At 67.3% G+C, this 25387-nt stretch carries 22 protein-coding genes and 1 pseudogene; 16 read left to right on the forward strand and 7 right to left on the reverse strand.

Annotation, left to right across the window (positions count from 1 at the left end):
- Positions 1-209: 209 nt before the first annotated feature.
- From J7024_RS00695 to J7024_RS00720, 6 genes are all read left to right on the forward strand, one after another.
- Complete coding sequence (locus J7024_RS00695) at positions 210-1448, forward strand: pyridoxal phosphate-dependent aminotransferase (protein WP_124828525.1); 1239 nt, start codon at positions 210-212, stop codon at positions 1446-1448.
- A gap of 60 nt (positions 1449-1508) precedes the next feature.
- Positions 1509-2837 (forward strand): homoserine dehydrogenase, encoded by a 1329-nt coding sequence (locus J7024_RS00700; protein WP_124828526.1) that lies wholly within the window; start codon positions 1509-1511, stop codon positions 2835-2837.
- Positions 2838-2851: 14 nt separating this feature from the next.
- Positions 2852-4303, forward strand: coding sequence for a threonine synthase (thrC, locus tag J7024_RS00705; protein WP_124828527.1), 1452 nt, complete (start codon positions 2852-2854; stop codon positions 4301-4303).
- A gap of 273 nt (positions 4304-4576) precedes the next feature.
- Positions 4577-5824: a molybdopterin molybdotransferase MoeA gene (locus J7024_RS00710; protein ID WP_124828528.1), complete on the forward strand. Its 1248-nt coding sequence runs from the start codon at positions 4577-4579 to the stop codon at positions 5822-5824.
- A 19-nt stretch (positions 5825-5843) separates the two neighbouring features.
- Positions 5844-6101 carry a molybdopterin converting factor subunit 1 gene (gene moaD / locus J7024_RS00715; RefSeq protein ID WP_006758354.1) on the forward strand — a complete coding sequence of 86 codons (258 nt, stop codon included), beginning with the start codon at positions 5844-5846 and terminating at the stop codon, positions 6099-6101.
- A gap of 10 nt (positions 6102-6111) precedes the next feature.
- Positions 6112-6588 carry a molybdenum cofactor biosynthesis protein MoaE gene (locus J7024_RS00720; protein WP_175751235.1) on the forward strand — a complete coding sequence of 159 codons (477 nt, stop codon included), beginning with the start codon at positions 6112-6114 and terminating at the stop codon, positions 6586-6588.
- A 49-nt stretch (positions 6589-6637) separates the two neighbouring features.
- Here the strand turns inward: J7024_RS00720 and J7024_RS00725 are convergent, their stop codons facing one another.
- A complete protein-coding gene (locus tag J7024_RS00725; protein ID WP_234744712.1) occupies positions 6638-7195 on the reverse strand; it encodes a group III truncated hemoglobin in 558 nt (185 codons plus the stop codon).
- Between the two features lie 277 nt (positions 7196-7472).
- Here J7024_RS00725 and J7024_RS00730 point away from each other — a divergent pair, with 277 nt between their 5' ends.
- Complete coding sequence (locus tag J7024_RS00730; protein ID WP_124828531.1) at positions 7473-7991, forward strand: Rrf2 family transcriptional regulator; 519 nt, start codon at positions 7473-7475, stop codon at positions 7989-7991.
- A gap of 155 nt (positions 7992-8146) precedes the next feature.
- The gene (clpB, locus tag J7024_RS00735) at positions 8147-10744 is read left to right on the forward strand and encodes an ATP-dependent chaperone ClpB (RefSeq protein ID WP_124828532.1); all 2598 of its coding nucleotides are present in this window, start codon (positions 8147-8149) and stop codon (positions 10742-10744) included.
- Between the two features lie 121 nt (positions 10745-10865).
- On the opposite strand, the gene J7024_RS00740 is transcribed toward clpB, so the two are convergent.
- Positions 10866-11297, reverse strand: a complete 432-nt coding sequence (locus J7024_RS00740; protein ID WP_124828533.1) for a YidB family protein — start codon at positions 11295-11297, stop codon at positions 10866-10868.
- An 88-nt stretch (positions 11298-11385) separates the two neighbouring features.
- Positions 11386-11964, reverse strand: coding sequence for a ComEA family DNA-binding protein (locus J7024_RS00745; protein WP_234744713.1), 579 nt, complete (start codon positions 11962-11964; stop codon positions 11386-11388).
- Between the two features lie 309 nt (positions 11965-12273).
- On the opposite strand from J7024_RS00745, the gene J7024_RS00750 reads away from it, so the two are divergent.
- Positions 12274-12735, forward strand: coding sequence for a MerR family transcriptional regulator (locus tag J7024_RS00750; RefSeq protein WP_124828535.1), 462 nt, complete (start codon positions 12274-12276; stop codon positions 12733-12735).
- Complete coding sequence (locus tag J7024_RS00755; RefSeq protein WP_175787213.1) at positions 12719-13153, forward strand: carboxymuconolactone decarboxylase family protein; 435 nt, start codon at positions 12719-12721, stop codon at positions 13151-13153. The genes J7024_RS00750 and J7024_RS00755 overlap by 17 nt, the downstream gene beginning before the upstream one ends.
- Positions 13154-13173: 20 nt before the next feature.
- Here J7024_RS00755 and J7024_RS00760 read toward each other — a convergent pair whose 3' ends face one another.
- Positions 13174-15105: a sigma-54-dependent Fis family transcriptional regulator gene (locus J7024_RS00760; protein ID WP_124828536.1), complete on the reverse strand. Its 1932-nt coding sequence runs from the start codon at positions 15103-15105 to the stop codon at positions 13174-13176.
- A 535-nt stretch (positions 15106-15640) separates the two neighbouring features.
- On the opposite strand from J7024_RS00760, the gene J7024_RS00765 reads away from it, so the two are divergent.
- The 6 genes from J7024_RS00765 (at position 15641) to lipA (ending at position 21746) form a co-directional block, all read left to right on the forward strand.
- Complete coding sequence (locus tag J7024_RS00765; protein WP_124828537.1) at positions 15641-16699, forward strand: ATP-NAD kinase family protein; 1059 nt, start codon at positions 15641-15643, stop codon at positions 16697-16699.
- A gap of 62 nt (positions 16700-16761) precedes the next feature.
- A complete protein-coding gene (locus J7024_RS00770) occupies positions 16762-17538 on the forward strand; it encodes an SDR family NAD(P)-dependent oxidoreductase (protein WP_124828538.1) in 777 nt (258 codons plus the stop codon).
- A gap of 77 nt (positions 17539-17615) precedes the next feature.
- Positions 17616-18599, forward strand: coding sequence for a thiamine pyrophosphate-dependent dehydrogenase E1 component subunit alpha (locus tag J7024_RS00775; RefSeq protein WP_098556211.1), 984 nt, complete (start codon positions 17616-17618; stop codon positions 18597-18599).
- Positions 18600-18653: 54 nt separating this feature from the next.
- Positions 18654-19658, forward strand: coding sequence for an alpha-ketoacid dehydrogenase subunit beta (locus J7024_RS00780; RefSeq protein ID WP_124828539.1), 1005 nt, complete (start codon positions 18654-18656; stop codon positions 19656-19658).
- A 4-nt stretch (positions 19659-19662) separates the two neighbouring features.
- A complete protein-coding gene (locus J7024_RS00785; RefSeq protein WP_124828540.1) occupies positions 19663-20778 on the forward strand; it encodes an acetoin dehydrogenase dihydrolipoyllysine-residue acetyltransferase subunit in 1116 nt (371 codons plus the stop codon).
- A 2-nt stretch (positions 20779-20780) separates the two neighbouring features.
- Entirely contained in the window at positions 20781-21746 is a 966-nt protein-coding gene (gene lipA, locus J7024_RS00790; RefSeq protein ID WP_124828541.1) for a lipoyl synthase, read from the forward strand.
- Between the two features lie 15 nt (positions 21747-21761).
- Here lipA and J7024_RS00795 read toward each other — a convergent pair.
- The 3 genes and pseudogenes from J7024_RS00795 to J7024_RS00805 form a co-directional block, all read right to left on the reverse strand.
- Positions 21762-23118 (reverse strand): annotated as a pseudogene (locus J7024_RS00795) (MATE family efflux transporter).
- A 2-nt stretch (positions 23119-23120) separates the two neighbouring features.
- On the reverse strand, positions 23121-24953 hold the full coding sequence (locus J7024_RS00800; protein ID WP_124828543.1) for an ArnT family glycosyltransferase: 1833 nt from the start codon (positions 24951-24953) through the stop codon (positions 23121-23123).
- Positions 24954-25095: 142 nt separating this feature from the next.
- Entirely contained in the window at positions 25096-25362 is a 267-nt protein-coding gene (locus J7024_RS00805; protein ID WP_124828545.1) for a type B 50S ribosomal protein L31, read from the reverse strand.
- Between the last annotated feature and the right edge of the window lie 25 nt (positions 25363-25387).

Consider the following 25387-nt stretch of genomic DNA (forward strand, 5'->3'; position numbering starts at 1 on the left):
GAGCGGCTATGGTGCATTGCGAAAGTCGGCCAAAATCCGCTAAATTATAACTTTTTGGTTGCCCCCGGGCGCCACTTGCGTCGAGCGCTGCCACAAGCTGCGTCCGGCCGCCCGCTTTTTCCCCAGTCTAGACAGCGCGCACAGACCGGCCGCTCTCCAGTTTTGATCCCGTCCCCCGGCCGCGAGGCCAACCCAGGAACCGTGTCGTCGTGAAACCGATTCAGAAGTCGAACAAGCTGCTCAACGTGTGCTACGACATCCGTGGCCCGGTGCTCGAGCACGCGAAGCGCCTCGAGGAAGAAGGCCACCGCATCATCAAGCTGAACATCGGCAACCTCGCGCCGTTCGGTTTCGACGCGCCGGACGAGATCATCCAGGACATGATCCGCAACCTGCCGGCATCGTCCGGCTATTCGGATTCGAAAGGCGTGTTCTCGGCCCGCAAGGCCGTGATGCATTACACGCAGCAAAAGGGCGTCGTCGGCGTCGGTCTGGACGACATCTACATCGGCAACGGCGCGTCCGAGCTGATCGTGATGGCGACCCAGGCGCTGCTGAACGACGGCGACGAAGTGCTGCTGCCGGCGCCCGACTACCCGCTGTGGACGGCCGCCGTGAGCCTCTCCGGCGGCACGCCCGTGCATTACGTGTGCGACGAGCAGAACGCGTGGATGCCCGACCTCGACGACATCCGCCGCAAGATCACGCCGAACACCAAGGCGATCGTCGTGATCAACCCGAATAACCCGACCGGCGCGCTTTATTCCGACGAATTGCTGCTCGAACTGCTCGAGATCGCGCGCCAGCACGGACTGATCGTGTTCGCCGACGAGGTCTACGACAAGATCGTCTACGACGGGCTCGAGCACACGGCGCTGGGTTCACTGTCGGAGGACGTGATCACGGTGACCTTCAACAGCCTGTCGAAGAGCTATCGCTCGTGTGGCTATCGCGCGGGCTGGATGGCCGTGTCGGGCCTTGGCGGCGACAACCGCCGGCATGCGAAGGATTACCTCGAGGGGCTCGGGATCCTGTCGTCGATGCGGCTGTGCGCGAACGTGCCGGGGCAGTTCGCGATCCAGACGGCGCTCGGCGGCTACCAGAGCATCAACGAGCTGATCGTGCCGAGCGGGCGCCTGTACAAGCAGCGCGAACTCGCGTACGACATGCTCACGTCGATTCCCGGCGTGACCTGCGTGAAGCCGCAGGCCGCGCTGTACATGTTCCCGCGTCTCGATCCGAAGCTCTATCCGATCCAGAACGACCAGCAGTTCATCCTCGACCTGTTGCTCGAGGAGCGCGTGCTGCTCGTGCAGGGCACGGGTTTCAACTGGGCGGCGCCGGATCACTTCCGCGTGGTGTTCCTGCCGAACCTCGACGACCTGACCGATTCGATCAACCGGATCGCGCGCTTCCTCGACGGCTACCGCAAGCGCCATTCGGCCTGAGCGGACAGGATCACACGGCATTCCCTCATTCCCTAATCTCACTCATCGATCACACGCAGCATGGAACCGATCAAAGTTGGCCTGTTGGGCTTCGGCACCGTAGGCAGCGGCACCTTCACGGTGCTGCGCCGCAACCAGGAAGAAATCAAGCGACGCGCGGGACGCGGCATCGAGGTGGCGCGCATTGCGGTGCGCAACCCGGCCAAGGCGCAGGCTGCGCTCGGCGGTGACGCCGCTGCCGCGCAGATCACCGACGATTTCAACGCGGTCGTCGACGATCCGTCGATCTCGATCATCGCCGAGATGATCGGCGGCACGGGCATCGCACGCGAGCTCGTACTGCGCGCGATCGCGAACGGCAAGCACGTCGTGACGGCGAACAAGGCGTTGCTCGCGGTGCACGGCACCGAGATCTTCGAGGCCGCGCGCGAGAAGGGCGTGATGGTCGCGTTCGAGGCGGCCGTCGCCGGCGGCATCCCGATCATCAAGGCGCTGCGCGAAGGCCTGACCGCGAACCGCATCCAGTACATCGCGGGCATCATCAACGGCACGACGAACTACATCCTGTCGGAAATGCGCGACCGCGGCCTCGACTTCGCGACCGCACTGAAGGCCGCGCAGGAGCTCGGCTACGCGGAAGCCGATCCGACCTTCGACATCGAAGGCGTCGACGCCGCGCACAAGGCGACGATCATGAGCGCGATCGCGTTCGGCGTGCCGGTCCAGTTCGACCGCGCGTACGTCGAAGGCATCAGCAAGCTCGATGCGACCGACATTCGCTACGCGGAAGAGCTCGGCTACCGGATCAAGCTGCTCGGCATCGCGCGCCGCGCCGAACACGGCATCGAACTGCGCGTGCACCCGACGCTGATCCCCGAGAAGCGCCTGCTCGCGAACGTCGAAGGCGCGATGAACGCGGTCGTCGTGCACGGCGACGCGGTCGGCACGACGCTGTACTACGGCAAGGGCGCGGGCGCGGAACCGACCGCATCGGCGGTCGTCGCGGATCTCGTCGACGTCACGCGCCTGCACACGGCCGACCCCGAGCATCGCGTGCCGCACCTCGCGTTCCAGCCGGACAGCCTGTCCAGCACGCCGATTCTGCCGATCGACGAGGTGACGAGCGGCTACTACCTGCGCCTGCGCGTGGCGGACCAGACGGGCGTGCTCGCCGACATCACGCGCATCCTTGCCGCGGCGGGCATCTCGATCGATGCGCTGCTGCAGAAGGAATCGGAGCAGGTCGACGACGCCAACGGCGAAACCGACATCATCCTGATCACGCACGAAACGATCGAGAAGCACGTCAATGCGGCGATCGCGCAGATCGAAAGCCTCTCGACGGTCGTCTCGAAGGTGACGAAGCTGCGCATGGAAGCGCTGAACTGAGGACCAGGAACGACATGAACTACATCTCCACGCGCGGCGCCGGCATCGGCGAGCGCCATACGTTCTCCGACATCCTGCTCGGCGGTCTCGCGAAGGACGGCGGGCTCTACCTGCCGTCCGAGTACCCGCAGGTTTGCGCCGACGAGCTCGTGCGCTGGCGCACGCTGTCGTACGCGGATCTCGCGTTCGAGATCCTGTCGAAGTTCTGCGACGACGTGCCGGCCGACGACCTGCGCGCGATCACGCGCCGCACGTACACGGCTGCCGTATACAGCAACACGCGCCACGGCGAGAACGCGTCCGACATCACGCCGCTGAAAACGCTCGGCATCGAGAACGGCGCGACGCTGTCGCTGCTCGAACTGTCGAACGGCCCGACGCTGGCGTTCAAGGACATGGCGATGCAGTTGCTCGGCAACCTGTTCGAGTACACGCTCGCGAAGCACGGCGAAGCGCTGAACATTCTCGGCGCGACGTCGGGCGACACGGGCAGCGCGGCCGAATACGCGATGCGCGGCAAGGCCGGCGTGCGCGTGTTCATGCTGTCGCCGCACAAGAAGATGAGCGCGTTCCAGACGGCGCAGATGTTCAGCCTGCAGGATCCGAACATCTTCAACCTAGCGGTCGAAGGTGTGTTCGACGACTGCCAGGACATCGTGAAGGCTGTGTCGAACGATCATGCGTTCAAGGCGCAGCAGAAGATCGGCACGGTCAACTCGATCAACTGGGCACGCGTCGTCGCGCAGGTCGTGTACTACTTCAAGGGCTATTTCGCGGCGACGCAGTCCAACGACGAGCGCGTGTCGTTCACGGTACCGTCGGGCAACTTCGGCAACGTGTGCGCGGGCCACATCGCGCGGATGATGGGGCTGCCGATCGCTAAGCTCGTGGTCGCGACCAACGAGAACGACGTGCTCGACGAATTCTTCCGCACCGGTGCGTATCGCGTGCGCAGCGCCGAAAACACGTACCACACGAGCAGCCCGAGCATGGACATCTCGAAAGCGTCGAACTTCGAGCGCTTCGTGTTCGACCTGCTCGGCCGCGATCCGGCGCGCGTGATGCAGCTGTTCCGCGACGTCGAGGAGAAGGGCGGCTTCGATCTCGCCGCGAGCGGCGATTTCTCGCGCGTGGCCGAATTCGGTTTCGTGTCGGGCAGCAGCAGTCATACGGACCGCATCGCGACGATCCGCGATGTGTTCTCGCGCTACGACACGATGATCGATACGCACACCGCCGACGGCGTGAAGGTCGCGCGCGAGCATCTCGACGCGGGCGTGCCGATGGTCGTGCTCGAGACTGCGCAGCCGATCAAGTTCGGCGAGACGATCCGCGAAGCGCTCGATCGCGAAGCCGAGCGGCCGGCCGCATTCGACGGGCTCGAGGCGCTGCCGCAGCGTTTCGAGGTCGTGAAGGCCGACGCGCAGCAGGTGAAGGACTTCATCGCCGCTCATACGGGCGCATGATGTGCCGCCGGGCGCGAGCCCGGCGTGCAGGCAGGGCGGCCGGAATGCCGATTCGTCGAACGGATCGGGGTTCCGGCCGTTCTGCTTTGCGGCGCGGCGGCCGAAGCATCGGCACGGGCCCGTGCGGGTGCCGCCTGCCCGGGGCACCATGAAACAAGTATCAACCCCGCACATTCGCGCCGATCACAGTTTTCGCATGTCGGCCATATCGCGCGCGCGCGTGATGGCGTCGCTACAATGGCGTATTGACTCCAACGATCCCCGATTCCATCGATGTCGAACCCGAATTCCGCGGCGCCGCGCGCGCCGATGCTGTCGACCGCCGAAGCGCTCGCCGCACTGCTCGATGCCGCGAAACCGCTGCCCGGCGCCGAAACCGTCGCGACGCTCGATGCGCTCGGCCGCGTGCTGGCGGTCGATGTGAGTTCGTCGCTCGACGTGCCGCCGATGCATACGAGCGCGATGGATGGCTATGCGGTGCGCGTCGCCGACCTGCTGCACGGCGAGCGGCGCCTGCCCGTGTCGCAACGGATCCCGGCCGGCCATCCGGCCGCGCCGCTCGCCGCGGGCACGGCCGCGCGGATCTTCACCGGCGCGACGGTGCCGCCGGGCGCCGACGCGGTCGTGATGCAGGAGCAAACATCGGCCGACGGCGACGCGGTCGAGATCCTGCACACGCCGAAAGCCGGAGAATGGATCACGGCGCAGGGCGCGGACATCCGCCAGGGTTCGGTGATCCTGCCGGCCGGCACGCGCCTTACGCCGCAGGCGCTCGGTCTGGCCGCATCGGTCGGCTGCGCGCAGTTGTCGGTCGCGCGGCGGATCCGCGTCGCGGTGTTCTTCACCGGCGATGAACTGACGATGCCCGGCGAGCCGCTGAAGCCCGGTGCGATCTACAACTCGAACCGCTTCACGCTGCGCGGGCTGCTGGAGCGGCTCGGCTGCCACGTGACCGACTACGGGATCGTGCCCGACTCGCTCGCGGCGACGCGCGATACGCTGCGCGAAGCCGCGCGCGATCATGACGTGATCCTGACGAGTGGCGGCGTATCGGTCGGCGACGAGGATCACGTGAAGCCGGCCGTCGAGGCCGAAGGGCGGCTCGCACTGTGGCAGATCGCGATGAAGCCCGGCAAGCCGCTCGCGTTCGGCGCGGTGCGCCGCGGCGACGATCGGCCCGATGCGCACTTCATCGGGCTGCCCGGCAATCCGGTGTCGAGCTTCGTCACGTTCCTGTTGTTCGTGCGGCCGTTCCTGCTGCGCCTGTCCGGCGTGCGCGACGTCGCGCCGCGCGCGCTGTCGCTGCGCGCGGACTTCTCGCAAAGCAAGGGCGACCGGCGCAACGAATTCCTGCGCGCGCGCGTCAATGCGGCCGGCGGCCTCGACATGTTCCCCAACCAGAGCTCGGCGGTGCTGACGTCGACGGTCTGGGGCGACGGCCTGATCGACAATCCGCCGCAGCACGCGATCAGCGCCGGCGAGACCGTGCGTTTCATTCCGTTTTCCGAACTGCTGTCGTAACGCGACGGCTTCCCGATCCATGAAGATTCAACTGAAATTCTTTGCAAGCGTGCGCGAGGCGCTGGGCGTGTCCGACGAACAGGCCGACGTGCCGGACGGCGTGACGACCGTCGGCGACGTGCGCGCGTGGCTGCGCCTGCGCGGCGGCGCGTGGGCCGAGACGCTCGCCGAAGGGCGTGCGTTGCGCATGGCGTGCAACCACGAGATGACCGACCCCGATACGCGCCTCACCGACGGCTGCGAGGTTGCGTTCTTTCCGCCGGTGACGGGCGGCTGAGGGGCTTGTCATGGCTACGGTACGAGTCCAGACCGACGATTTCGACCTGAACGCCGAAGTGGCGGCGCTGCGTACGCGCAACCCGAAGATCGGGGCGGTCGCGTGTTTTGTCGGCACGGTGCGCGACCTGAACGAAGGCGACTCGGTCGCCGCGATGGAACTCGAACACTATCCGGGGATGACCGAGAAGGCGCTCGAGAAGATCGCCGCCGAGGCCGGCCGGCGCTGGCCCGGCATCGAGGTCGCGATCGTGCACCGTGTCGGCAGGCTGTTGCCGCTCGACCAGATCGTGATGGTCGCGACGGTTGCATCGCATCGCGGCGATGCGTTCGCGTCGTGCGAGTTCGTGATGGACTATCTGAAGACCGAGGCGCCGTTCTGGAAGAAGGAAACGACGCCGGACGGCGAGCGCTGGGTCGATGCCCGCAGTACCGACGACGCCGCGCTGGCGCGTTGGGGCGTCGACTCGGGCAACACGCCGCGTTGAGCGCGTCGTCCTCGTTGCGGCGATGTGCCGCAGGCGCCGGCTTGCCGCGTTACGCGTCCGGATCGGTGCCGCGCCCGATGATCTTCGTCGGAAACGGCTCGCCGCGGGCGCGTGACGGCAGCGCATGCGCGTCGTCGTCGTCGCGGCGGCGCGGCGCGATCGCATCGAGCAGCGCCTGCTGCTCGGGCGGAATCTGATAATCCCAGCCGAAGCGGCTCAACTGCAGGCTTTGTGCGATCCGCAGCGCGGGTTCCATGAAGCGGATCGCCGCGGGCGGCGTGTAGCGTGCCTCGACGGTCTTCAGGAACAGCGACAGCCAGCGGCTGAAGTGCGCGGGTTCGATCCCGTCGAGCGGCTGGTGCGCCTGCTGCACGTTGCCGCGATAGCCCTTGGTGCCGAGCACGAGGCTCGACCAGAAGCTGACCATCTTCGACAGATGATCGTCCCAGCGGCCGTTCAGCTTCGCGTCGAATACGGGCCCGAGCAGCGGGTCGACGCGGACGCGATCGTAGAACGCGTGGACGAGGTCGCGGATGTTGTCTTCGGTCGGTTCGGCGTCGCGGGGGCGGGCCGGTGCGGTATCGGGCGAGGCGGGCAAGGCAGTCATGACAAGAAAGGCCGGGGAAAATCGGGGCATTGGCTGGCGCCGGCGACGCGTCGACATGACGCAGGTGCGGTCGATGCGCAGGACGCCGACAGGATTTTGACGCAAAATAGCGTCCACCAAGGTCTGAGAAATGTGCGGACCACATGCATCTTATTGCGTGCAGGCCGTCCGGGCAACCCGGACTCGCCAGGCGGCAGTCAAAAGCCCGTCCGGCGCGCGTTCCCGGTGAGCGGGGGCGCAAAATCGGGGCACGATCGATAATTTTCCGTATTCGCTCATGAGACTCACCGACTACACCGACTATTCGCTGCGCGTAATGCTGTACCTTGCGGTGCGCGGCGAGGGGCTCGCGACGATCCAGGAGATCTCGGACGCCTACGGCATCTCGAAGAACCATCTGATGAAAGTGGTGCAGCAGCTCGGCGAGCTCGGCTGGGTCGACACGGTTCGCGGTCGCAACGGCGGGTTGCGGCTCTTCCCCGAATCGCTGGCGCTGACGGTCGGTCAGGTCGTGCGCGCGACCGAGAGCGATTTCGCGCTGGTCGGCTGCTTCTCCGCAGACGCTACCGAGTCGCGCGGCTGCGTGATCGAGCCGCAGTGCCGCCTGAAGGGCGTGCTGGCGGCCGCGCGCGATGCATTTTTTGCCGAACTCGATGGTCATACCGTCGGCGAACTGGCCGCGCCTGCGTCGCCGCTCGTTGCGCTGCTCGGCATTCGGCCGATCGCGCTCGTGCGTGCCGAGACGTCGGCGCCCGACGCGCCTGCGTCCGCCGGGTCGCCGTCGAAGGCCGGCTGACGCGCGCGCCGCACCCCGTCACCCGGCTGCAGCCGGCCGGCAGGCCGCTGTGGCGCCGCCCATCGATTTTTGCGCTGAATCAACCCGAATTTCGCTTGAAACCCGCATAACCATCCTCATCTTGGTGTTAATCGAAAATTGGAGGTCTCGACAAAATGAGAATCGACAAGCTCACCACCAAGTTCCAGGAAGCACTCGCGGACGCGCAAAGCCTTGCGGCAGGCCGCGACAATCAATACATCGAACCCGTTCACGTACTGGCGGCACTCGTCGCGCAGCAGGACGGCTCCGCCCGCTCGCTGATGTCGCGCGCGGGTGTTCACGTGCAGGCGCTGCAAGGCGCGCTGAACGAGGCGATTTCGCGCCTGCCGCAAGTCACGGGCACGGGCGGCGACATCCAGATCGGTCGTGAGTTGGCCGGGCTGCTGAACCAGGCCGACAAGGAAGCGCAGAAGCTCAATGACACGTTCATCGCGAGCGAGATGTTCCTGCTCGCCGTGTCCGACGACAAGGGCGAAGCCGGCAAGCTCGCACGCCAGCACGGCCTCACGCGCAAGGCGCTCGAAGCCGCGATCGCGGCGGTACGCGGCGGCTCGCAGGTGCACAGCCAGGATGCCGAAAGCCAGCGCGAGGCGCTGAAGAAGTACACGGTCGACCTGACCGAGCGCGCTCGTGCAGGCAAGCTCGATCCGGTGATCGGCCGCGACGACGAAATCCGTCGCTCGATCCAGATCCTGCAGCGTCGTACCAAGAACAACCCGGTGCTGATCGGCGAGCCGGGCGTTGGCAAGACCGCGATCGTCGAAGGGCTCGCGCAGCGGATCGTCAACGGCGAAGTGCCCGAGACGCTGAAGGGCAAGCGCGTGCTGTCGCTCGACATGGCCGCGCTGCTCGCGGGCGCGAAGTATCGCGGTGAGTTCGAGGAGCGCCTGAAGGCGGTGCTCAACGACATCGCGAAGGACGAAGGCCGGACGATCGTGTTCATCGACGAGATCCATACGATGGTCGGTGCCGGCAAGGCCGAAGGCGCGATGGATGCGGGCAACATGCTCAAGCCTGCGCTGTCGCGCGGCGAGCTGCACTGCATCGGCGCCACCACGCTCGACGAATACCGGAAGTACATCGAGAAGGACGCTGCGCTCGAGCGTCGCTTCCAGAAGGTGCTGGTCGACGAGCCGAGCGTCGAGGCGACGATCGCGATCCTGCGCGGGCTGCAGGAGAAGTACGAACTGCACCACGGCGTCGACATCACCGACCCGGCGATCGTCGCCGCGGCCGAACTGTCGCACCGCTACATCACGGACCGCTTCCTGCCCGACAAGGCGATCGACCTGATCGACGAGGCTGCATCGAAGATCAAGATGGAAATCGATTCGAAGCCCGAAGAGATGGACAAGCTCGACCGCCGGCTGATCCAGCTGAAGATCGAGCGCGAAGCCGTGAAGAAGGAGCAGGACGAAGCGTCGCAGAAGCGCCTGCAACTGATCGAGGAGGAGATCGATCGCCTCGGCCGCGAGTATGCGGACCTCGAGGAGATCTGGACCGCCGAGAAGGCCGCGGTACAGGGCAGCGCGCAGCTCAAGGAAGAGATCGAGAAGGTGCGCGCCGACATCGCGCGTCTGCAGCGTGACGGCAAGCTGGAGAAGGTCGCCGAACTGCAGTACGGCAAGCTGCCGCAACTCGAATCGCAACTGAAGCAGGTCACGCAGGCGGAAGAGCAGGAGCAGCACAACCCGACGCGTCCGCGGCTGCTGCGCACGCAGGTCGGTGCGGAAGAAATCGCGGAAGTCGTGTCGCGCTCAACCGGGATTCCGGTGTCGCGGATGATGCAGGGCGAACGCGAGAAGCTGCTGCACATCGAGGAAAAGCTGCACGAGCGCGTGGTCGGCCAGGATGAGGCGATCAGCGCAGTCGCCGATGCGATCCGTCGTTCGCGCGCGGGTCTCGCCGATCCGAACCGCCCGTACGGCTCGTTCCTGTTCCTCGGCCCGACGGGCGTCGGCAAGACCGAGCTGTGCAAGGCGCTGGCGTCGTTCCTGTTCGATTCCGAGGAGCACTTGATCCGCATCGACATGAGCGAGTTCATGGAGAAGCACAGCGTCGCGCGACTGATCGGCGCGCCGCCGGGCTATGTCGGTTACGAGGAAGGCGGCTACCTGACCGAAGCCGTGCGCCGCAAGCCGTACAGCGTGATCCTGCTCGACGAGATCGAGAAGGCGCATCCGGACGTGTTCAACGTGCTGCTGCAGGTGCTCGACGACGGTCGCATGACCGACGGGCAGGGGCGCACGGTCGATTTCAAGAACACGGTGATCGTGATGACGTCGAACCTCGGCTCGCAGGTGATCCAGGCGATGACGGGTTCGCCGCAGGAAGAGATCAAGGACGCGGTGTGGCTTGAGGTGAAGCAGCACTTCCGCCCGGAATTCCTGAACCGGATCGACGACGTCGTCGTGTTCCATGCGCTCGACCGCAGCAACATCGAGTCGATCGCGAAGATCCAGCTCGCACGCCTGCACGACCGGCTCGCGAAGCTCGACATGGCGCTCGACGTGTCACCGGCGGCGCTCGAACAGATCGGCAAGGTCGGCTACGATCCGCTGTTCGGCGCGCGGCCGCTGAAGCGCGCGATCCAGCAGGAGATCGAGAACCCGGTCGCGAAGCTGATCCTCGCGGGCCGCTTCGGTCCGAAGGACGTGATCCCGGTCGACGTCAACGACGGCACGTTCGTGTTCGACCGGGTCGTGCACTGATCGACCGTCAGGCCGCCCGCCCGGTTCGCACCGGGCGCGCAAAAACAAACACCCCGCTCAGGCGGGGTGTTTGCATATGGAGCGGCCGAAACGGATGAAGCGGCTGCCGGATGCCGTGCGCTCAGGCCTGCTTGTTGCCGCCGAACATGCCGGAGAGCTGCGATAGTGCGCCGAGCACGTTCGACGTGTCGACCTGGCCGTCGGCCGGCACTTCACCGTTCGGCGTCGCGTGGTTCACGACGTGCGGCAGCACCTGCGCGAGGATCGACGATGCCTGCGACGGATCGATGCCCACCTTGCTCGCGAGCGCGCCGACGGCGTCCGAGCCGAGCACGTTCTGCAGCGTGTCCGCCGAGATCGGCTGGTTTTCGCCGTTGCCGACCCACGAGCCGATCACGTCGCCGGCGCCGCCGGCCTTGAACTTCTCGATCAGCCCGTTCAGGCCGCCCGGCTGGTTGTTGATGAATTCGAGCGCGGTCGTGATGAGCGCGCTTTGCGAGTTGCCGCCGGCCTGGCCGCCGATCAGACCACCAACGATGTCGAGGAGACCCATGGTTCTTTACCTTCACTGAAAAGGGCGCCGTAACGACGGCGCCCGTTGAACGAATGCCGCGCGCACGCCGTCGCGCGCGCGGCGCGCATCAGGCACCCGACGCCGCGGCGGCGGAGGCTGCCTTGTCCTTCTTGCTCTTCTTCTTCGAACCCTTCGTCGCCTTCGTGGACGACGCTGCGGCCGGCGCGCTCGCGCCCGCGTCGGCGGATGCCGCCGCGGCTGCGGCCGCCTTTTCCTTCTTCGATGCACGCTTGCTCTTGGCCGGCTTGCCCGCCGCTTCCGGCGTGCTTGCGGCCGGCGCTGCCGTGCCGGCCGTCGCGGTGCCTGCCGGCGTGGTGGTGGTGGTGGCCGACGTCGTCGCGGCCGGCTTCGACAGCTTCACGCCCTTGGGCGGCGTCGACGAGCCGCCGATCGTCAGGCCGTTTTCCTCGAGATGCCCGACCGACTTCGTGCCGAGGCCCTTCACGCGATTCGCGAGATCGTCCGCATCCTTGAACGGGCCGTTCTTGGTGCGTTCGTCGATGATGGCCTTCGACTTCACGGGCCCGAGACCCTTCACCGATTCGAGCGCGGCCTGGTCGGCCGTGTTGACTTCGACGGCCGCGGCAAGACCGGCGGCGAGCGACAGCGACAGCGCGACGAACAGCATCAGCAGCTTTTTCAGCATGGCAAAGGCTCCCAGGTTCCGACGGATGAATGGCCGTTGTAACGGACGGCGGGGCGACGCCGGTCCGAGCGTCGCCGTTAAGCATAGGACAAATGCGTGCCCTTTTTAAGACAAGCTGTCCGAATCTTGCTGAAGGCTTGCGTCGCTGTAAAGACGGAACGCGCTGCCGGGCCGCGATTTTGACCATGTTTTACGGTGTCCGCCGATGTCTGACGGTGGGTGTCGGAAGCGACGGCCGCAAATTGACGCGCTGGCCGTTCGGCAACGCTTGACTTAGAGTGAACTCTAACTCCTAACCTTGAGCGTGCCATGTCGATCACCGTATCCACTCCTTCCCCTGCCGGCCCGCTGACGATCGGGCAAGTCGCCGCATTGACGGGCGTGTCGACGCACACGTTGCGGTACTACGAGCAGGCCGGGCTGCTGCGCGCGATTTCGCGCACGGCGGCCGGGCACCGGCTTTATGCGCCGGCCGATCTCGACTGGCTCGCCTTCGTGATGCGGCTGAAAGCGACCGGCATGCCGATCGTGCAGATGCAGCAGTTCGCGGCATTGCGTGCGCAAGGCGAGTCGACGTTCGGGGCGCGCCGACGGTTGCTGGCCGCGCATCGCGATGTGGTGCGCGCGCATATCGAGGAACTGCAGGCGAGCCTCGACGCGATCGGCGACAAGATCGCGTACTACGAGACGCAGGAGCGCGAGACGGAACGACGGGCGAACACATCCCATTCACTATCGGAGCAGGACGGACATCATGGAACGACTCGTTGACGATCGCTATGCGCGCGGCTGGAACAAACTGAAGGAAATCGACGGTGAAGTGGGCGAACGCGTGATCGCGGCACTCGCGCCGATCGCGCCAGATTTCGGGCGTCTGCTCGTCGAATTCGGTTTCGGCGACATCTATAGCCGGCCGCAGCTCGACCTCAAATCGCGCGAGATCGCGACGATCGCCGCGCTGGCCGCGCTCGGCAACGCACAGCCGCAACTCAAGGTGCACGTCGAGGCGGCGTTGAACGTCGGCTGCACACGCGACGAGATCGTCGAGGTGTTCATGCAGATGGCCGTCTACGCGGGATTTCCGGCCGCGCTGAATGCGCTGTTTGCCGCGCACGAGGTATTTGCCCGGCGCGATGAAGCGCTCGCCACGGACAACGGCACGACGGAAGCGGTTGCGCGTGCGGCGTGATGCGCCGCGCGCCGCGTGTGTCAGATGCGGTGCGGCGCGACGATCCGGTGCTTCGCGATTCGCCGGTACAGCGTCGCACGCGAAATGCCGAGCGCCTGGGCCGCTGCATCGGGGCGCCAGCGATGCGCGGTGAGTGCCGCGACGATGCGGCCGCGCTCGTCGTCCGGCAGCGCGCCGGCCGGGCCGGCGCCGAACTGCGCGGCGAGATCGGCCGGCAGGTCGCGCCGCGTCACGCGTGCGGTGTCGCACACCGCGCACGCATAGCGCAGCACGTTGCGCAGTTGCCGCACGTTGCCGGGCCACGGGTACGCGGCGAGCTGCTCGGCGAGCGCCGGGTCGAGCGTGAGCACGTGGCCGGTCGCCTGCGCTTCTTCCGCGAACACCGTGGCGATCACGTCGCCCACGTCGGCGCGCTCGCGCAGCGGCGGTAGCTCGAAGGTCGCGCCGCTCAGCCGGTAATACAGATCCTCGCGGAACGAGCCGCCGGCCACCATCTGTGCGAGATCGCGGTGCGTCGCGCAGATCACGTCCAGATCGACGCGCACGGGCGTGTCGCTGCCGAGCGGCACGACTTCGCCGTCGGCGAGCACGCGCAACAGGCGCGTCTGCAGCGCGAGCGGCATGTCGCCGATTTCGTCGAGAAACAGCGTGCCGCCGTCGGCGAGCACGATCTTGCCGCGTGCGCCGTGCTTGCGCGCGCCGGTAAACGCGCCGGCCGCATAGCCGAACAGCTCGCTTTCGATCAGCGCGTCGGGCAGCGCGCCGCAGTTGACCGCGACGAACGGCCGTGCGCGTCGCGCACCTGCGTCGTGGATCGCGCGGGCGAACACTTCCTTGCCCGCGCCGGTTTCGCCGAGTACGAGAATCGGCAGCCGCTTGCTCGCGACGCGCAGCGCGAGTTCGGCCTGCTGCGCGATGCGCGCGTCGCTGCTGTGCAGGAACGGGGTGAGCGCACCGACGTTGCGCTGCGCGGTGCCGGGGCGGCGAGATGCCGGGGCGGCCCGTGCCGTGCCGGTTTCGCGTCCGGCGCGTCGTAGCGGCGCGCGCAGCCGCGCATGGAGCGGGGCGCCGGTCGCGCGCAGCCTCAGCGCGACGATCGTGTCGAGCCGTGCGGCATCGCGCAGCGGCATCTCTGTCGCGTCGAAGATCTCGTCGATGTGGCGCGGTTCGCACAGCGCCGGCAATGCGTCGCGCGCCTGGCGGTTCGCGGCGACGATATTGCCGCAGTCGTCGAACGCGATCAGCCATTCGGGCTGCGCCTCGACGTAGTGACGATTCGGATGCCCGAACAATATCCAGTGCTGCGCGGTGCTGTGTACGAAATAGCCGTCCTCGATCAGTCCGGCGCTTTGCCGCACGAGCTGGTACACGAGGCGCTGGCTGTCGCGGTTGTCCGGCGACTGGACGGCCGACGCATCGAGCACGCCGATCAGTTCGCCGCCCGGCGAGAAGATCGGGGCCGCGCTACAGGTGAGGGTGGTGAATGCCGCGCGAAAGTGATCGGTCTTGTGCACGGTGATCGGCGCGAGATCGGTCAGCACGCTCGCGACGCCGCACGTGCCTTCCTCGCTTTCCGACCAGCACGAGCCGATGTGCAGGCCCGCATGACGGAAGTCGTTGCGGCGTTCGCGGTCGATCCGGTAATCGATCGTCACGCCGTGCGCGTCGGTCAGCATCACGCAATAGTCGGCAACGCGAATCATGTCGTGCAGGCGCGTCAGACATTGCCCCGACGCGCGCAGGAACGCTTCCTCCTTGTCGCGCACCTCGCGCAGCTCGGCTGCGGTCAGCACGCGCGGGCCGATCGACGAAGCCGGGTCGAGCGCATAGCGCTCGAGCGAGCGTTGCCACGACGACACGAGGCGCGAGGAGTCGGCCGGCGCGGGCAGGCGCCCGGCGAGCGCGCCGAGCACACGGTCGGCGTGCTGGGCCTGGGGGACGGCATAGGGCATGGTCGGCTCCGGTTCCGGACGGCGGGGAATTCGCTGTTCTTGTAGCACATCCGCTTCGGCGGATCACATTGCATCGCAGCATGCGCGACGCATGAGACGTTCGTCTCACCGGCATCTCAACGGGTCTCGCGGGGCTGAGACCCAAGGGCGAGCCGTGCGCGATTGGCGCCCGGATCGCGGTGGCGCGCGCCGTGCCGCGATCCGCGCGGCTTGCCGGATAGGTCGGCGTGCGAGCCACGCTGCCGAAACATGCGCGCCGCGAGATCGACGCGGTGAGACGCACGCGCCGTTTCGCGACGCGTACGCGCGTCTTGGCGGCCCATGTCGAGCCCGTGTATCGCCGCCGAGCCAGTCCGCACGCGGGTTTCCCGGTCGTTGCACACACGGTGGCACGCTGCTTGCAGATATCACGGCAAGTCCGGCGCAGTCGCGTCGGCGACGACGATCCGCCGCTCTCGATGACGGCGGACGACACATGCAGGGCCGGCGCGCGAGCCAATGCGCGAGCGCCGGCCCACTGGATGGAGACAAGCCCGTGACGACGCCCGTGACCGTCGGCGTGATCGCGAACCCCGCATCGGGGCGCGACATTCGCCGTCTGACGACGCATGCATCCGTGTTCCCGACGGCGGAAAAGGCCAACATGGTCGTGCGCCTGCTCGCCGGCCTCGGCGCGATGGGCGTCGAGCGCGTACTGACATTGCGTGACAAGACGGGCATCGCGACGCTGCTGATGCGTGCGCTCGATACGCATCGTGCGGTCGCACCCCAGGAGCGCTGGCCCGACGTCGAATTCGTCGACCTGCCGATCTCCGATACGGTCGCCGACACGCAGGCCGGCGCTGCCTACATGCACCGGATGGAAGTCGCGCTGATCGTCGTGCTCGGGGGCGACGGCACTCATCGCGCGGTCGCCGCGCATTGCGGCGCGACGCCGCTCGTTGCGCTGTCCACCGGCACCAACAACGCGTTTCCCGAGCATCGCGAGGCGACGGTCGCAGGCGTCGCGGCCGGGCTTGCCGCGACCGGCGCCGTGCCGGCCGACGTCGCGTTCATGCGCAACAAGCGGCTCGTCGTGCGCTGCACGGCCGGTTCGAACGCGGGACGCGAGGAGATCGCGCTCGTCGACGTATGCGCGGCGCGCCAGCGCTTCACTGGCGCACGGGCGATCTCGGGCCCCGACGACATCGACACGCTTTACCTGACTTTCGCGGAACCGGACGGCATCGGGCTGTCGGCGCTCGGCGGCGCGTGGGCGCCGCTCGAGCGCAGCGCGCCGCACGGACTCGCGATGCGTTTCGCGGCCGACGGCAAGACGGCCGGCACGCTGCTCGTCGCACCGATCGCGCCGGGCCGAGTCGATCGCGTCGTGATGCGCAGTTGCGAGCGGCTCGAACCGGGCGCGTGGCAGACGATCCCGTTCGAGCACGGCACGCTCGCGTTCGACGGCGAACGCGAGATCGAGGTTGCGCGCGGCGATCGCTACGAGATCGCGCTCGACTGGCGGGGGCCACTGACGGTCGACGTCGGCCGCACGCTGCGTTACGCGTCGTCGCGGCTGTTGCTGCGCGACGCCGGCGCGTGGCGCAACTGACCCCCCAGTTTTTTCGACGACGCATCGCTTCCATTCCAGTCAATCGACAAGGAGACATCGCCATGACAGCCGTTCTCGAAGGACAGGTCGTTATCGTCACCGGCGCCGCGCGCGGCATCGGCCGCGGCATTGCGCTGACGCTTGCAGGTGCGGGTGCCGACATCCTGCTCGCGGATCTGCTCGACGACGCACTCGACGCAACCGCCCGCGAGGTGCGTGCGCTCGGCCGGCGCGCGGCGGTCGCGAAGGTCGACGTCACGCAGGCCGCGCAGGTCGACGCGATGGTCGCGCAGGCGCTCGCCGAACTCGGCCGGCTCGACATCCTCGTGAATTGCGCGGGCGTGATCAGCATTCATCCGGTCGAGGCGTTGACCGAACGCGACTGGGATTTCGTGATGGACGTGAATGCGAAGGGCACGTTTCTCGGTTGCCGCGCGGCGCTCCCGCATCTGAAGGCGCAGCGCAGCGGCCGGATCATCAACGTCGCGTCGATTGCCGGCAAGGAAGGGTTTCCGAATCTCGCCCACTACAGCGCGTCGAAATTCGCGGTGGTCGGCTTCACGAACGCGCTCGCGAAGGAGCTCGCGCGCGACGGCGTGACCGTCAACGCGATCTGTCCGGGCATCGTGCGTACCTACATGTGGGACCGGCTGTCCGACGAATGGAAGACCGACGGCGAGTCGGTCGAGGAGTCGTGGCAGCGGCACCAGCTCACGCTGATTCCGCAGGGCCGTGCGCAGACCCCCGAGGATATGGGCCGGCTCGCGCTGTTCTTCGCGACGATGGACAACGTGACCGGCCAGGCCGTGAACGTCGACGGCGGTTTCACGTTCCACTGACGGCCGCAGGCCGTGCAATCCGTCGCCGGGGCGTTGCCGCGGCGGCATTCGCAGTCAGACCTACCCAGGAGACACACATGACCGTTTCGACACAGCTCAGCAGGGACAAGCTGCTGGACGCCTACCGGCTGATGCGCACGATCCGCGAATTCGAGGAGCGCCTGCACGTCGAGTTCGCAACCGGCGAAATTCCCGGCTTCGTGCACCTGTACGCGGGCGAGGAAGCATCCGCGGTCGGCACGATGCTGCACCTCGGCCTTGAGGACTACGTCGCCACCACGCACCGCGGCCATGGCCATTGCATTGCGAAAGGCGTCGACGTGCACGGGATGATGGCCGAGATCTACGGCAAGAAGACGGGCGTCTGCCACGGCAAGGGCGGCTCGATGCACATCGCCGACCTGGCGATGGGGATGCTCGGCGCGAACGGGATCGTCGGCGCGGGCGGCCCGCTCGTGTGCGGCGCGGCGCTCGCGGCCAAGCACAAGAAGACGGGCGGCGTCGGCGTGTGCTTCTTTGGCGACGGCGCGTCGAACCAGGGCGTGATTTTCGAATCGATGAACCTCGCGTCGGTGTGGCGGCTGCCGGCGATCTTCGTGGCCGAAAACAACGGCTATGCGGAAGCGACGTCGTCAAGCTGGTCGGTCGCGACCGACAACATCGCCGATCGCGCGAACGGCTTCGGAATGCCCGGCGTGATCGTCGACGGCTTCGACTTCTTCGCGGTGCACGAAGCGCTCGGCGAAGCGGTCGCGCGCGCGCGCAACGGCGGCGGCCCGACGCTCGTCGAGGTGAAGTTCACGCGTTATTTCGGCCACTTCGAAGGCGATGCGCAGACCTATCGCGCGCCGGGCGAAGTGCAGAAACTGCGCGACGAGAAGGACTGCCTGAAGCATTTCGAGACGCGCGTCGTGCGTGCCGAAGCGCTGACGACCGACGAGCTGCGCGCGGTCGACGCGCAGGTGAAGGCGCTGATCGACGACGCGGTCGCGCAGGCGAAGGCCGCGCCGCTGCCCGACGCCGCCGATCTGCTGGCCGACGTGTACGTGTCATACCCGTGAGCGCGACCTGACCCAGCAGCCGGTACGGCGAACCGAACATTCCAGGAGACAGACATGGCAAGGAAGATCACTTATTCGCAGGCGATCAACGAGGCGCTCGCGCAGGAAATGGCGCGCGACGACAGCGTGATCGTGATGGGCGAGGACAATGCGGGCGGCGCGGGCGCGCCGGGCGAGGACGACGCGTGGGGCGGCGTGCTCGGCGTGACGAAGGGGCTGTTCCACAAGTTTCCGGGCCGCGTGCTCGATACGCCGCTGTCCGAAGGCGGCTACATCGGCGCGGCGGTTGGCGCGGCCGCGTGCGGGATGCGGCCCGTTGCGGAACTGATGTTCATCGATTTCATGGGCGTGTGCTTCGACCAGATCTTCAACCAGGCCGCGAAATTCCGCTACATGTTCGGCGGCAAGGCGGTGACGCCGGTCGTGATCCGCGCGATGTACGGCGCCGGCCTGCGCGCGGCCGCGCAGCACTCGCAGATGCTCACGTCGCTGTTTACCCACATCCCGGGGCTGAAGGTCGTGTGTCCGGCGACGCCGTACGACGCGAAGGGGCTGCTGATCCAGGCGATCCGCGACAACGATCCCGTGATTTTCCTCGAACACAAGCTGCTCTATACGCGCGAAGGCGACGTGCCCGAGGAATCCTATGCGATTCCGTTCGGCGAGGCGAACGTCGTGCGCGACGGCGACGACGCGACCATCGTCACCTACGGCCGGATGGTGCATCTCGCGACCGACGCGGCCGCGAAGCTCGCGAAGGACGGCATCCAGGTCGACGTGATCGATTTGCGCACGACCTCGCCGCTCGACGAGGACACGATCCTCGAAAGCGCGGAGCGTACCGGACGCGTGGTGGTCGTCGACGAAGCGAATCCGCGCTGCTCGATCGCGACCGACATCGCCGCGCTCGTCGCACGGCGCGCATTCCATTCGCTGAAGGCACCGATCGAGCTCGTGACCGCGCCGCATACGCCCGCGCCGTTCGCCGGCGTGTTGGAAGATCTGTACATCCCGTCCGCCGATGCGATCGCGCAGGCGGTACTGAAGACGAGGAGCTGACACGATGTCGATTCACATGATCACGATGCCCAAGTGGGGGCTGTCGATGGAGCAGGGGCAGGTCAACGGCTGGCTGAAGGCGCTCGGCGAGCGCGTGACGAAGGGCGACGAAGTGCTCGATGTCGAGACCGACAAGATCTCGTCGGGCGTCGAGTGCGCGTTCGACGGCACGCTGCGTCGACAGGTTGCGCAGGAAGGCGAGACGCTGCCGGTCGGTGCGCTGCTCGGCGTGGTCGCCGCCGCCGAGGCGAGCGATGCGGACATCGATGCGGCGATCGCCGAATTCCAGCGCGACTTCGTGCCGAGTGCGGCGTCCGACGAAGCGGCCGGCCCGCAGCCCGAGAAGGCGCAGATCGGCGGGCGCACGGTGCGTTTCCTGAAGCTGGGTGACGGCACGGGCACGCCCGCCGTGCTGATCCACGGCTTCGGCGGCGACCTGAACAACTGGCTGTTCAACCATGCGGAGCTCGCCGCGCACCGGCCCGTATGGGCGCTCGATTTGCCGGGCCACGGCGAATCGGGCAAGGCCGTCGATACGGGCAGCCTCGACGAACTGGCTGACGCGGTGCTTGCGCTGCTCGACGCGCAGCACATCGAGCGCGCGCACCTGATCGGCCACTCGATGGGCGGCGCGATCGCGATGGCGGCGGCCGAGCGTGCGCCGCAGCGCGTCGCGTCGCTGACGCTGATCGCGAGCGCCGGGCTCGGTTCCGAGATCAACCGCGGCTACATCGACGGGTTCGTCGCCGGCAACAGTCGCAACACGCTGAAGCCGCATCTCGGCGCGCTGTTCGCGGACAACGCACTCGTCACGCGGCAACTGGTCGAGGATCTCGTCAAGTACAAGCGGCTCGAGGGCGTGCAGGCCGCACTCGAGAAGATCGCGAACGCCGCGTTCGACGGTGCCGTACAGCGTCGCGTGTTTCGCGACCGCGTCGCGTCGCTCGCACCGCGCACGCTCGTGATCTGGGGCGAGCGCGATCAGGTGATTCCCGCGCAACATGCGCAGGGCTTGCCGGACGGCGTGCGTGCCGAGGTGATCGCCGGCAGCGGCCACATGGTGCAGATGGAGGCGGCTGCCGAGGTGAACCGCCTGATCGTCGCATTTCTCGGAGACTGACGATGGCCGCCGCGCTTGAACGACCCAGCTTCACTGCGCTCGGCCAGCCGGGCGCGAGGAGCCGCGACAAGCTCGCGCGCATTCCGGTGCGCGTCGAGCCCGCGGCCGGCGCGGCGCTGCCGAAGCCGCCGTGGCTGCGGGCGCGGCCGATGATGAGCGGGGCGGTCGCCGACATGGCGGCCGTGCTGCGCGATCACCGGCTGCATTCCGTCTGCGAGGAGGCGATGTGCCCGAACATCGGCGAATGCTTCGCGCAGCGTACGGCGACCTTCATGATCATGGGCGGGCTGTGTACGCGGCGCTGTCCGTTCTGCGACGTCGCGCACGGCCGTCCCGAGCCGCTCGACCCGGACGAGCCCGCGCGGCTCGCCGATGCGGTCGCGGCGCTTGGGCTGCGCTATGTCGTGATCACGTCGGTCGACCGCGACGACCTGCGCGACGGCGGTGCCGCGCATTTCGCCGCCTGCATCGCGGCGGTGCGCGCGAGCGTGCCGGGTATCGGCGTCGAGGTGCTGACGCCCGACTTTCGCGGTCGCGTCGCCCGTGCGCTCGACGCGTTGTCGGTGGCGTGGCCGGACGTGTTCAATCACAACATCGAGACGGTGCCGTCGTTGTATCGTGCGGCGCGACCGGGCGCCGACTATCGCGGCTCGCTCGAACTGCTCGCGCAGGCGAAGGGGGCGCGGCCGACGCTCGTGACGAAATCGGGATTGATGCTCGGGCTCGGCGAGCGAGACGACGAGGTGAGGGACACGCTGCGCGAGTTGCGTGCGCATGAGGTCGACGTGCTGACGCTCGGCCAGTATCTCGCCCCGTCCGCGCACCATCTGCCGGTGCGGCGCTACGTGAGCCCGGACGCGTTCGCCGCGTGGCGCGACGAGGGGCTTGCGCTCGGTTTCAGGGAGGTGGTCGCCGGCCCGCTCGTGCGCTCGTCGTATCACGCGGCCGACGTACTGGAGGATGCGTAGGCAGCCGGCGGCGCATCAGGTGCGCGCGGGCAGGTGGGCTCGGCTCACGCGGCGCAGGTACAGCGCGAGCCCCGCGCCCGCCAGCATCAGGCTGATCGTGTTGGCGAACCAGAAGCCGCGCGCGCCAGTCAGCCACGCGGGGGCGATGCCGCCGACGTCGAAGCCGAGCACGTAGCCGCCGCCGAGCCCGACGCCCCACAGCGACCGCGTAGATCACGGTCGGCACGACCGCGACCTTGTACGCACGCGGCACAAATGCGGACGTGATCTGCAGCCACGTCGAAGAAGTGATAACAGGTGACCTTCGATCGCGACGGCAGCAGCGCAGCGGCTGCGACAGCGGATTCGGCGTGTAGCCGCCGACGATCAGCGGACGCAGCGTGAACACGAGCACGCCGTATGCGGCTGCGATTCCGCACGCGAGCATCACGCTGTGCCGTCCGAGCAGTCGTGCTTCGTCCGGGTGGCCTGCGCCGAGCGCGCGCGCGACGAGCGTCGACGCCGCCACGCCGATCGACAGCGGCGTCATGTACAGCACCGCGCCGATGTTGCCGGCGATCTGGTGGCCGGCGAGCGTCGTCGTGCCGAACTGCGCGATGAAGAGCGCCATGCACGTGTACGACGTGACTTCGATCAGGTACGACAGGCCCATCGGCACGCCGAGCTTCAGGATCGCCTTCTGGCGCTCCCACACGGGCCAGCAAAAGCGCGAGAAGATCGACAGCGACGCGAACACGTCGAGCTTTGCGAGCAGCGTCAAGCCGATCAGCGCGAGCGCCCAGTTGATCAGCGTGCTCGCGAGTCCGCAGCCAGGGCCGCCGAGCGCCGGCACGCCGTAGCCGCCGAAGATGAACCACACGTTGAGCGGAAACTTGAGCAGCAGCGCGCCGATCTGCAGGATCATCGCGAGCCGCGGCTTGCCGGCCGCATTGGTCAGCGCGTTGTAGATCCGGAATACAAGGCTGGCCGGCAGGCCGTACGACAGGATGCGCAGGTAATCGACGGTGCGGTCGTGCAGCGCCGGCGGCGCGTGTGCGATATGCAGCAGCGGTTCGGGAAAATGCAGCAGCAGGAAGCCGGGTACCGCGAGCATCAGCGCGAGCCACAGCGCCTGGCGGACTTCCTCGCCGATTTCCGCATGGCGCCGCGCGCCATACAGTTGCCCGGTGATCGGCTGCAGCGCGGACAGGATGCCAGTCATGCCGATGTAGACGGACACGTAGATCGACGAACCGAGCCCGAGCGCGGCCAGGTCGACGGCCGAGTAGCGGCCGACCATGGCCGTGTCGATCACGCCGAACGCGATGATCGCGAGCTGGCCGACGAGCACCGGCCATGCGAGGCCGACGATCCGGCGGATGTCGGCGAACATCGTCAATCGACCACCCGGTGGCGCGCGCCGCGCCGCTTGACCGGCGTCTTCGGCCGTTCGATCCGCTCGTACAGGCGGAAGCGCTCGTCGCGGTCGGCGACGCGGCGGCCTTCCCACACGAGACGCCACACGTATTCCGACATCGCGCTCGGTTCGCCGAAGTCCGAGCGGTCCTGGCGCAGGATCACGTCGCAGTCGCCAGAAAATTCGAAGTGCATGTCGCCGAAGTACGCAAAGGTCGCGATCTGCGCGTCGCCGAGCCGCACCGGCGAGATGCACTCGTAATCGTTCGGCAGGTGCGACGCGATCTGTTGCGCGACGTCGCTGTAGGTCCGGCCGTAGTTGACGATCGGCAGCCACAGCGTCATCAGCAGCACCCACATCAGCGTGGTGCCCGCACCCGACAGCACGACGCTGCGCCACAGCACCTTCGGCTGGCGCGAGATGCGCCAGCGCACCAGCATGAACCAGCAGACGGTGACGATCACCGCGCAGACGAACGACAGGATCTTGAAATGCGGTTCGTAGCCGGGCACGAGACGCGCGAGGTTACGCGCGAGCGGATGCGGGAAGCCGGTGAGCGACGCGAGCCACACGAGCCAGACGAAGGAGCCGAGAATCGTGAAGCTGAGTACAGCGAACCAGTCGATCGCATTGATCGCGCCGCGCTTGAGGGTCGGCAGCGCGAAGGTCGCGAGTACCGCGAGCGGCGGCAGCAGCAGCATGTACATGCGGTTCGACTGCTGGCTCTGCAGGATCACGAGGGCGACGAGCGGCACCACGACCGACAGCGGAATCGCGATGTGCGCGCGGCGGCGCATGCCGGTCCAGCTCCACCACGCCCAGATCGCGAGCGGCCACGCGGGCCACGTGAAGAGCGGCAGGTTCTTCGCCGCATAACCGAGCACTTCGGTCGGCGGGCCCGAGAAGCGCATTAGGCTGCCGTGGATCCACTGGTTGAAGAACCATGCGGCATCGTCAGGCGCTGCGTTGAGCGCGGCGAGCGGCCACAGCGCGAAGATGGCGGCCGCGAGCGGCACGCCGATCATCGGCAGGCGCAGGTTGCGCATCTCTGGCGTGACGAGCCACAGCGCGGCCGTGCCGGCGAGCAGCGCGACGACGAGCACGGGGTTGCCGGACAGCGCGACGAGGCCGATCGCGACACCCCACCACAGCGCGCCCTGCATCGGTTTGTCGATGCCGCGCACGATGCCGTACACGAGCATCGCGATCCATGCGAACTGCGCGAGCTGCGGCGTCGTTTCGTGGCCGCGTTCCGCGAGTCCGAAGCAGGCGACGAGGATCAGCAGCGCGCCGTCGGCGAGCGTGCGGCCGTAGTCGCGCGGCTCGGGCTCGCCGCCGAATGCGTACTTGAATGGCTGGACTTCGGCGCGCCGGCCGAGCAGGTAGGCGGCGTACCAGACGAACGCGCACGCGATGCAGAACAGCACGCCCGTGTCGACGCGCGATGCGTTGCTCGCGTCTACCCATGGCGCCAGCGCGCGGATCGACAGCGCGCCGAGCCAGTAGCCGAGCGGGCCGTCCGTCGTAATGAACTTGCCGACGAGGTTCGGCAGCAGCCAGTCGTGCCACTGGCCGGTGGCCATCGTCCACATCACGCCGAAGCCCGCCGCGTCTTCGTTCTTCCACGGGTCGCGGCCGAACAGGCCGAACGCCGCATAGACGAGGCACAGCGTGAGCAGCAGCCAGCGCGGCAGCGCGCGCGTGGCGGAGGCGGTCAGACGAACGACAGGCTTCATGCAGATGAGCGATTTGTTATGAGCGGGCGGCCGGCGCAATCGTGCGCGCTCGCGCCGATTTCGAGCATCCGGCATTGTAGACGCGCCGGACGATGCGCGTCAGACGATTGCCCGTTGCCGGCCGCCGGCTTTCCGGCGAGCGGAGACAAAAAAGGGCAGCCTGGGCTGCCCTTTCGTGCGGTACCGGTGCGTTGCAACCACCGGATCGGTGCAAAGCTTACTTCGCTGCAGCCTTGCCGTTGGCGCGTGCGCCGAACTTGTTCTTGAACTTCTCGACACGGCCTGCCGTGTCCATGATCTTTTGCTGACCCGTGTAGAACGAGTGCGATTCCGACGACACTTCGATCTTGGCGAGCGGGTAGGTCTTGCCTTCGTGGTCGATGGTTTCACGCGTCTGGATCGTCGAGCGCGTGATGAACTTGAAGCCGTTCGACATGTCTTGGAAGACGACTTCGCGGTAGTTCGGGTGGATGCCTTCTTTCATGGTCTTTCCTTGGTGAGAGCGGTAG

The organism is Burkholderia sp. WTPI3 (assembly GCF_021483755.1).
Taxonomy (GTDB): Bacteria; Pseudomonadota; Gammaproteobacteria; order Burkholderiales; family Burkholderiaceae; genus Burkholderia.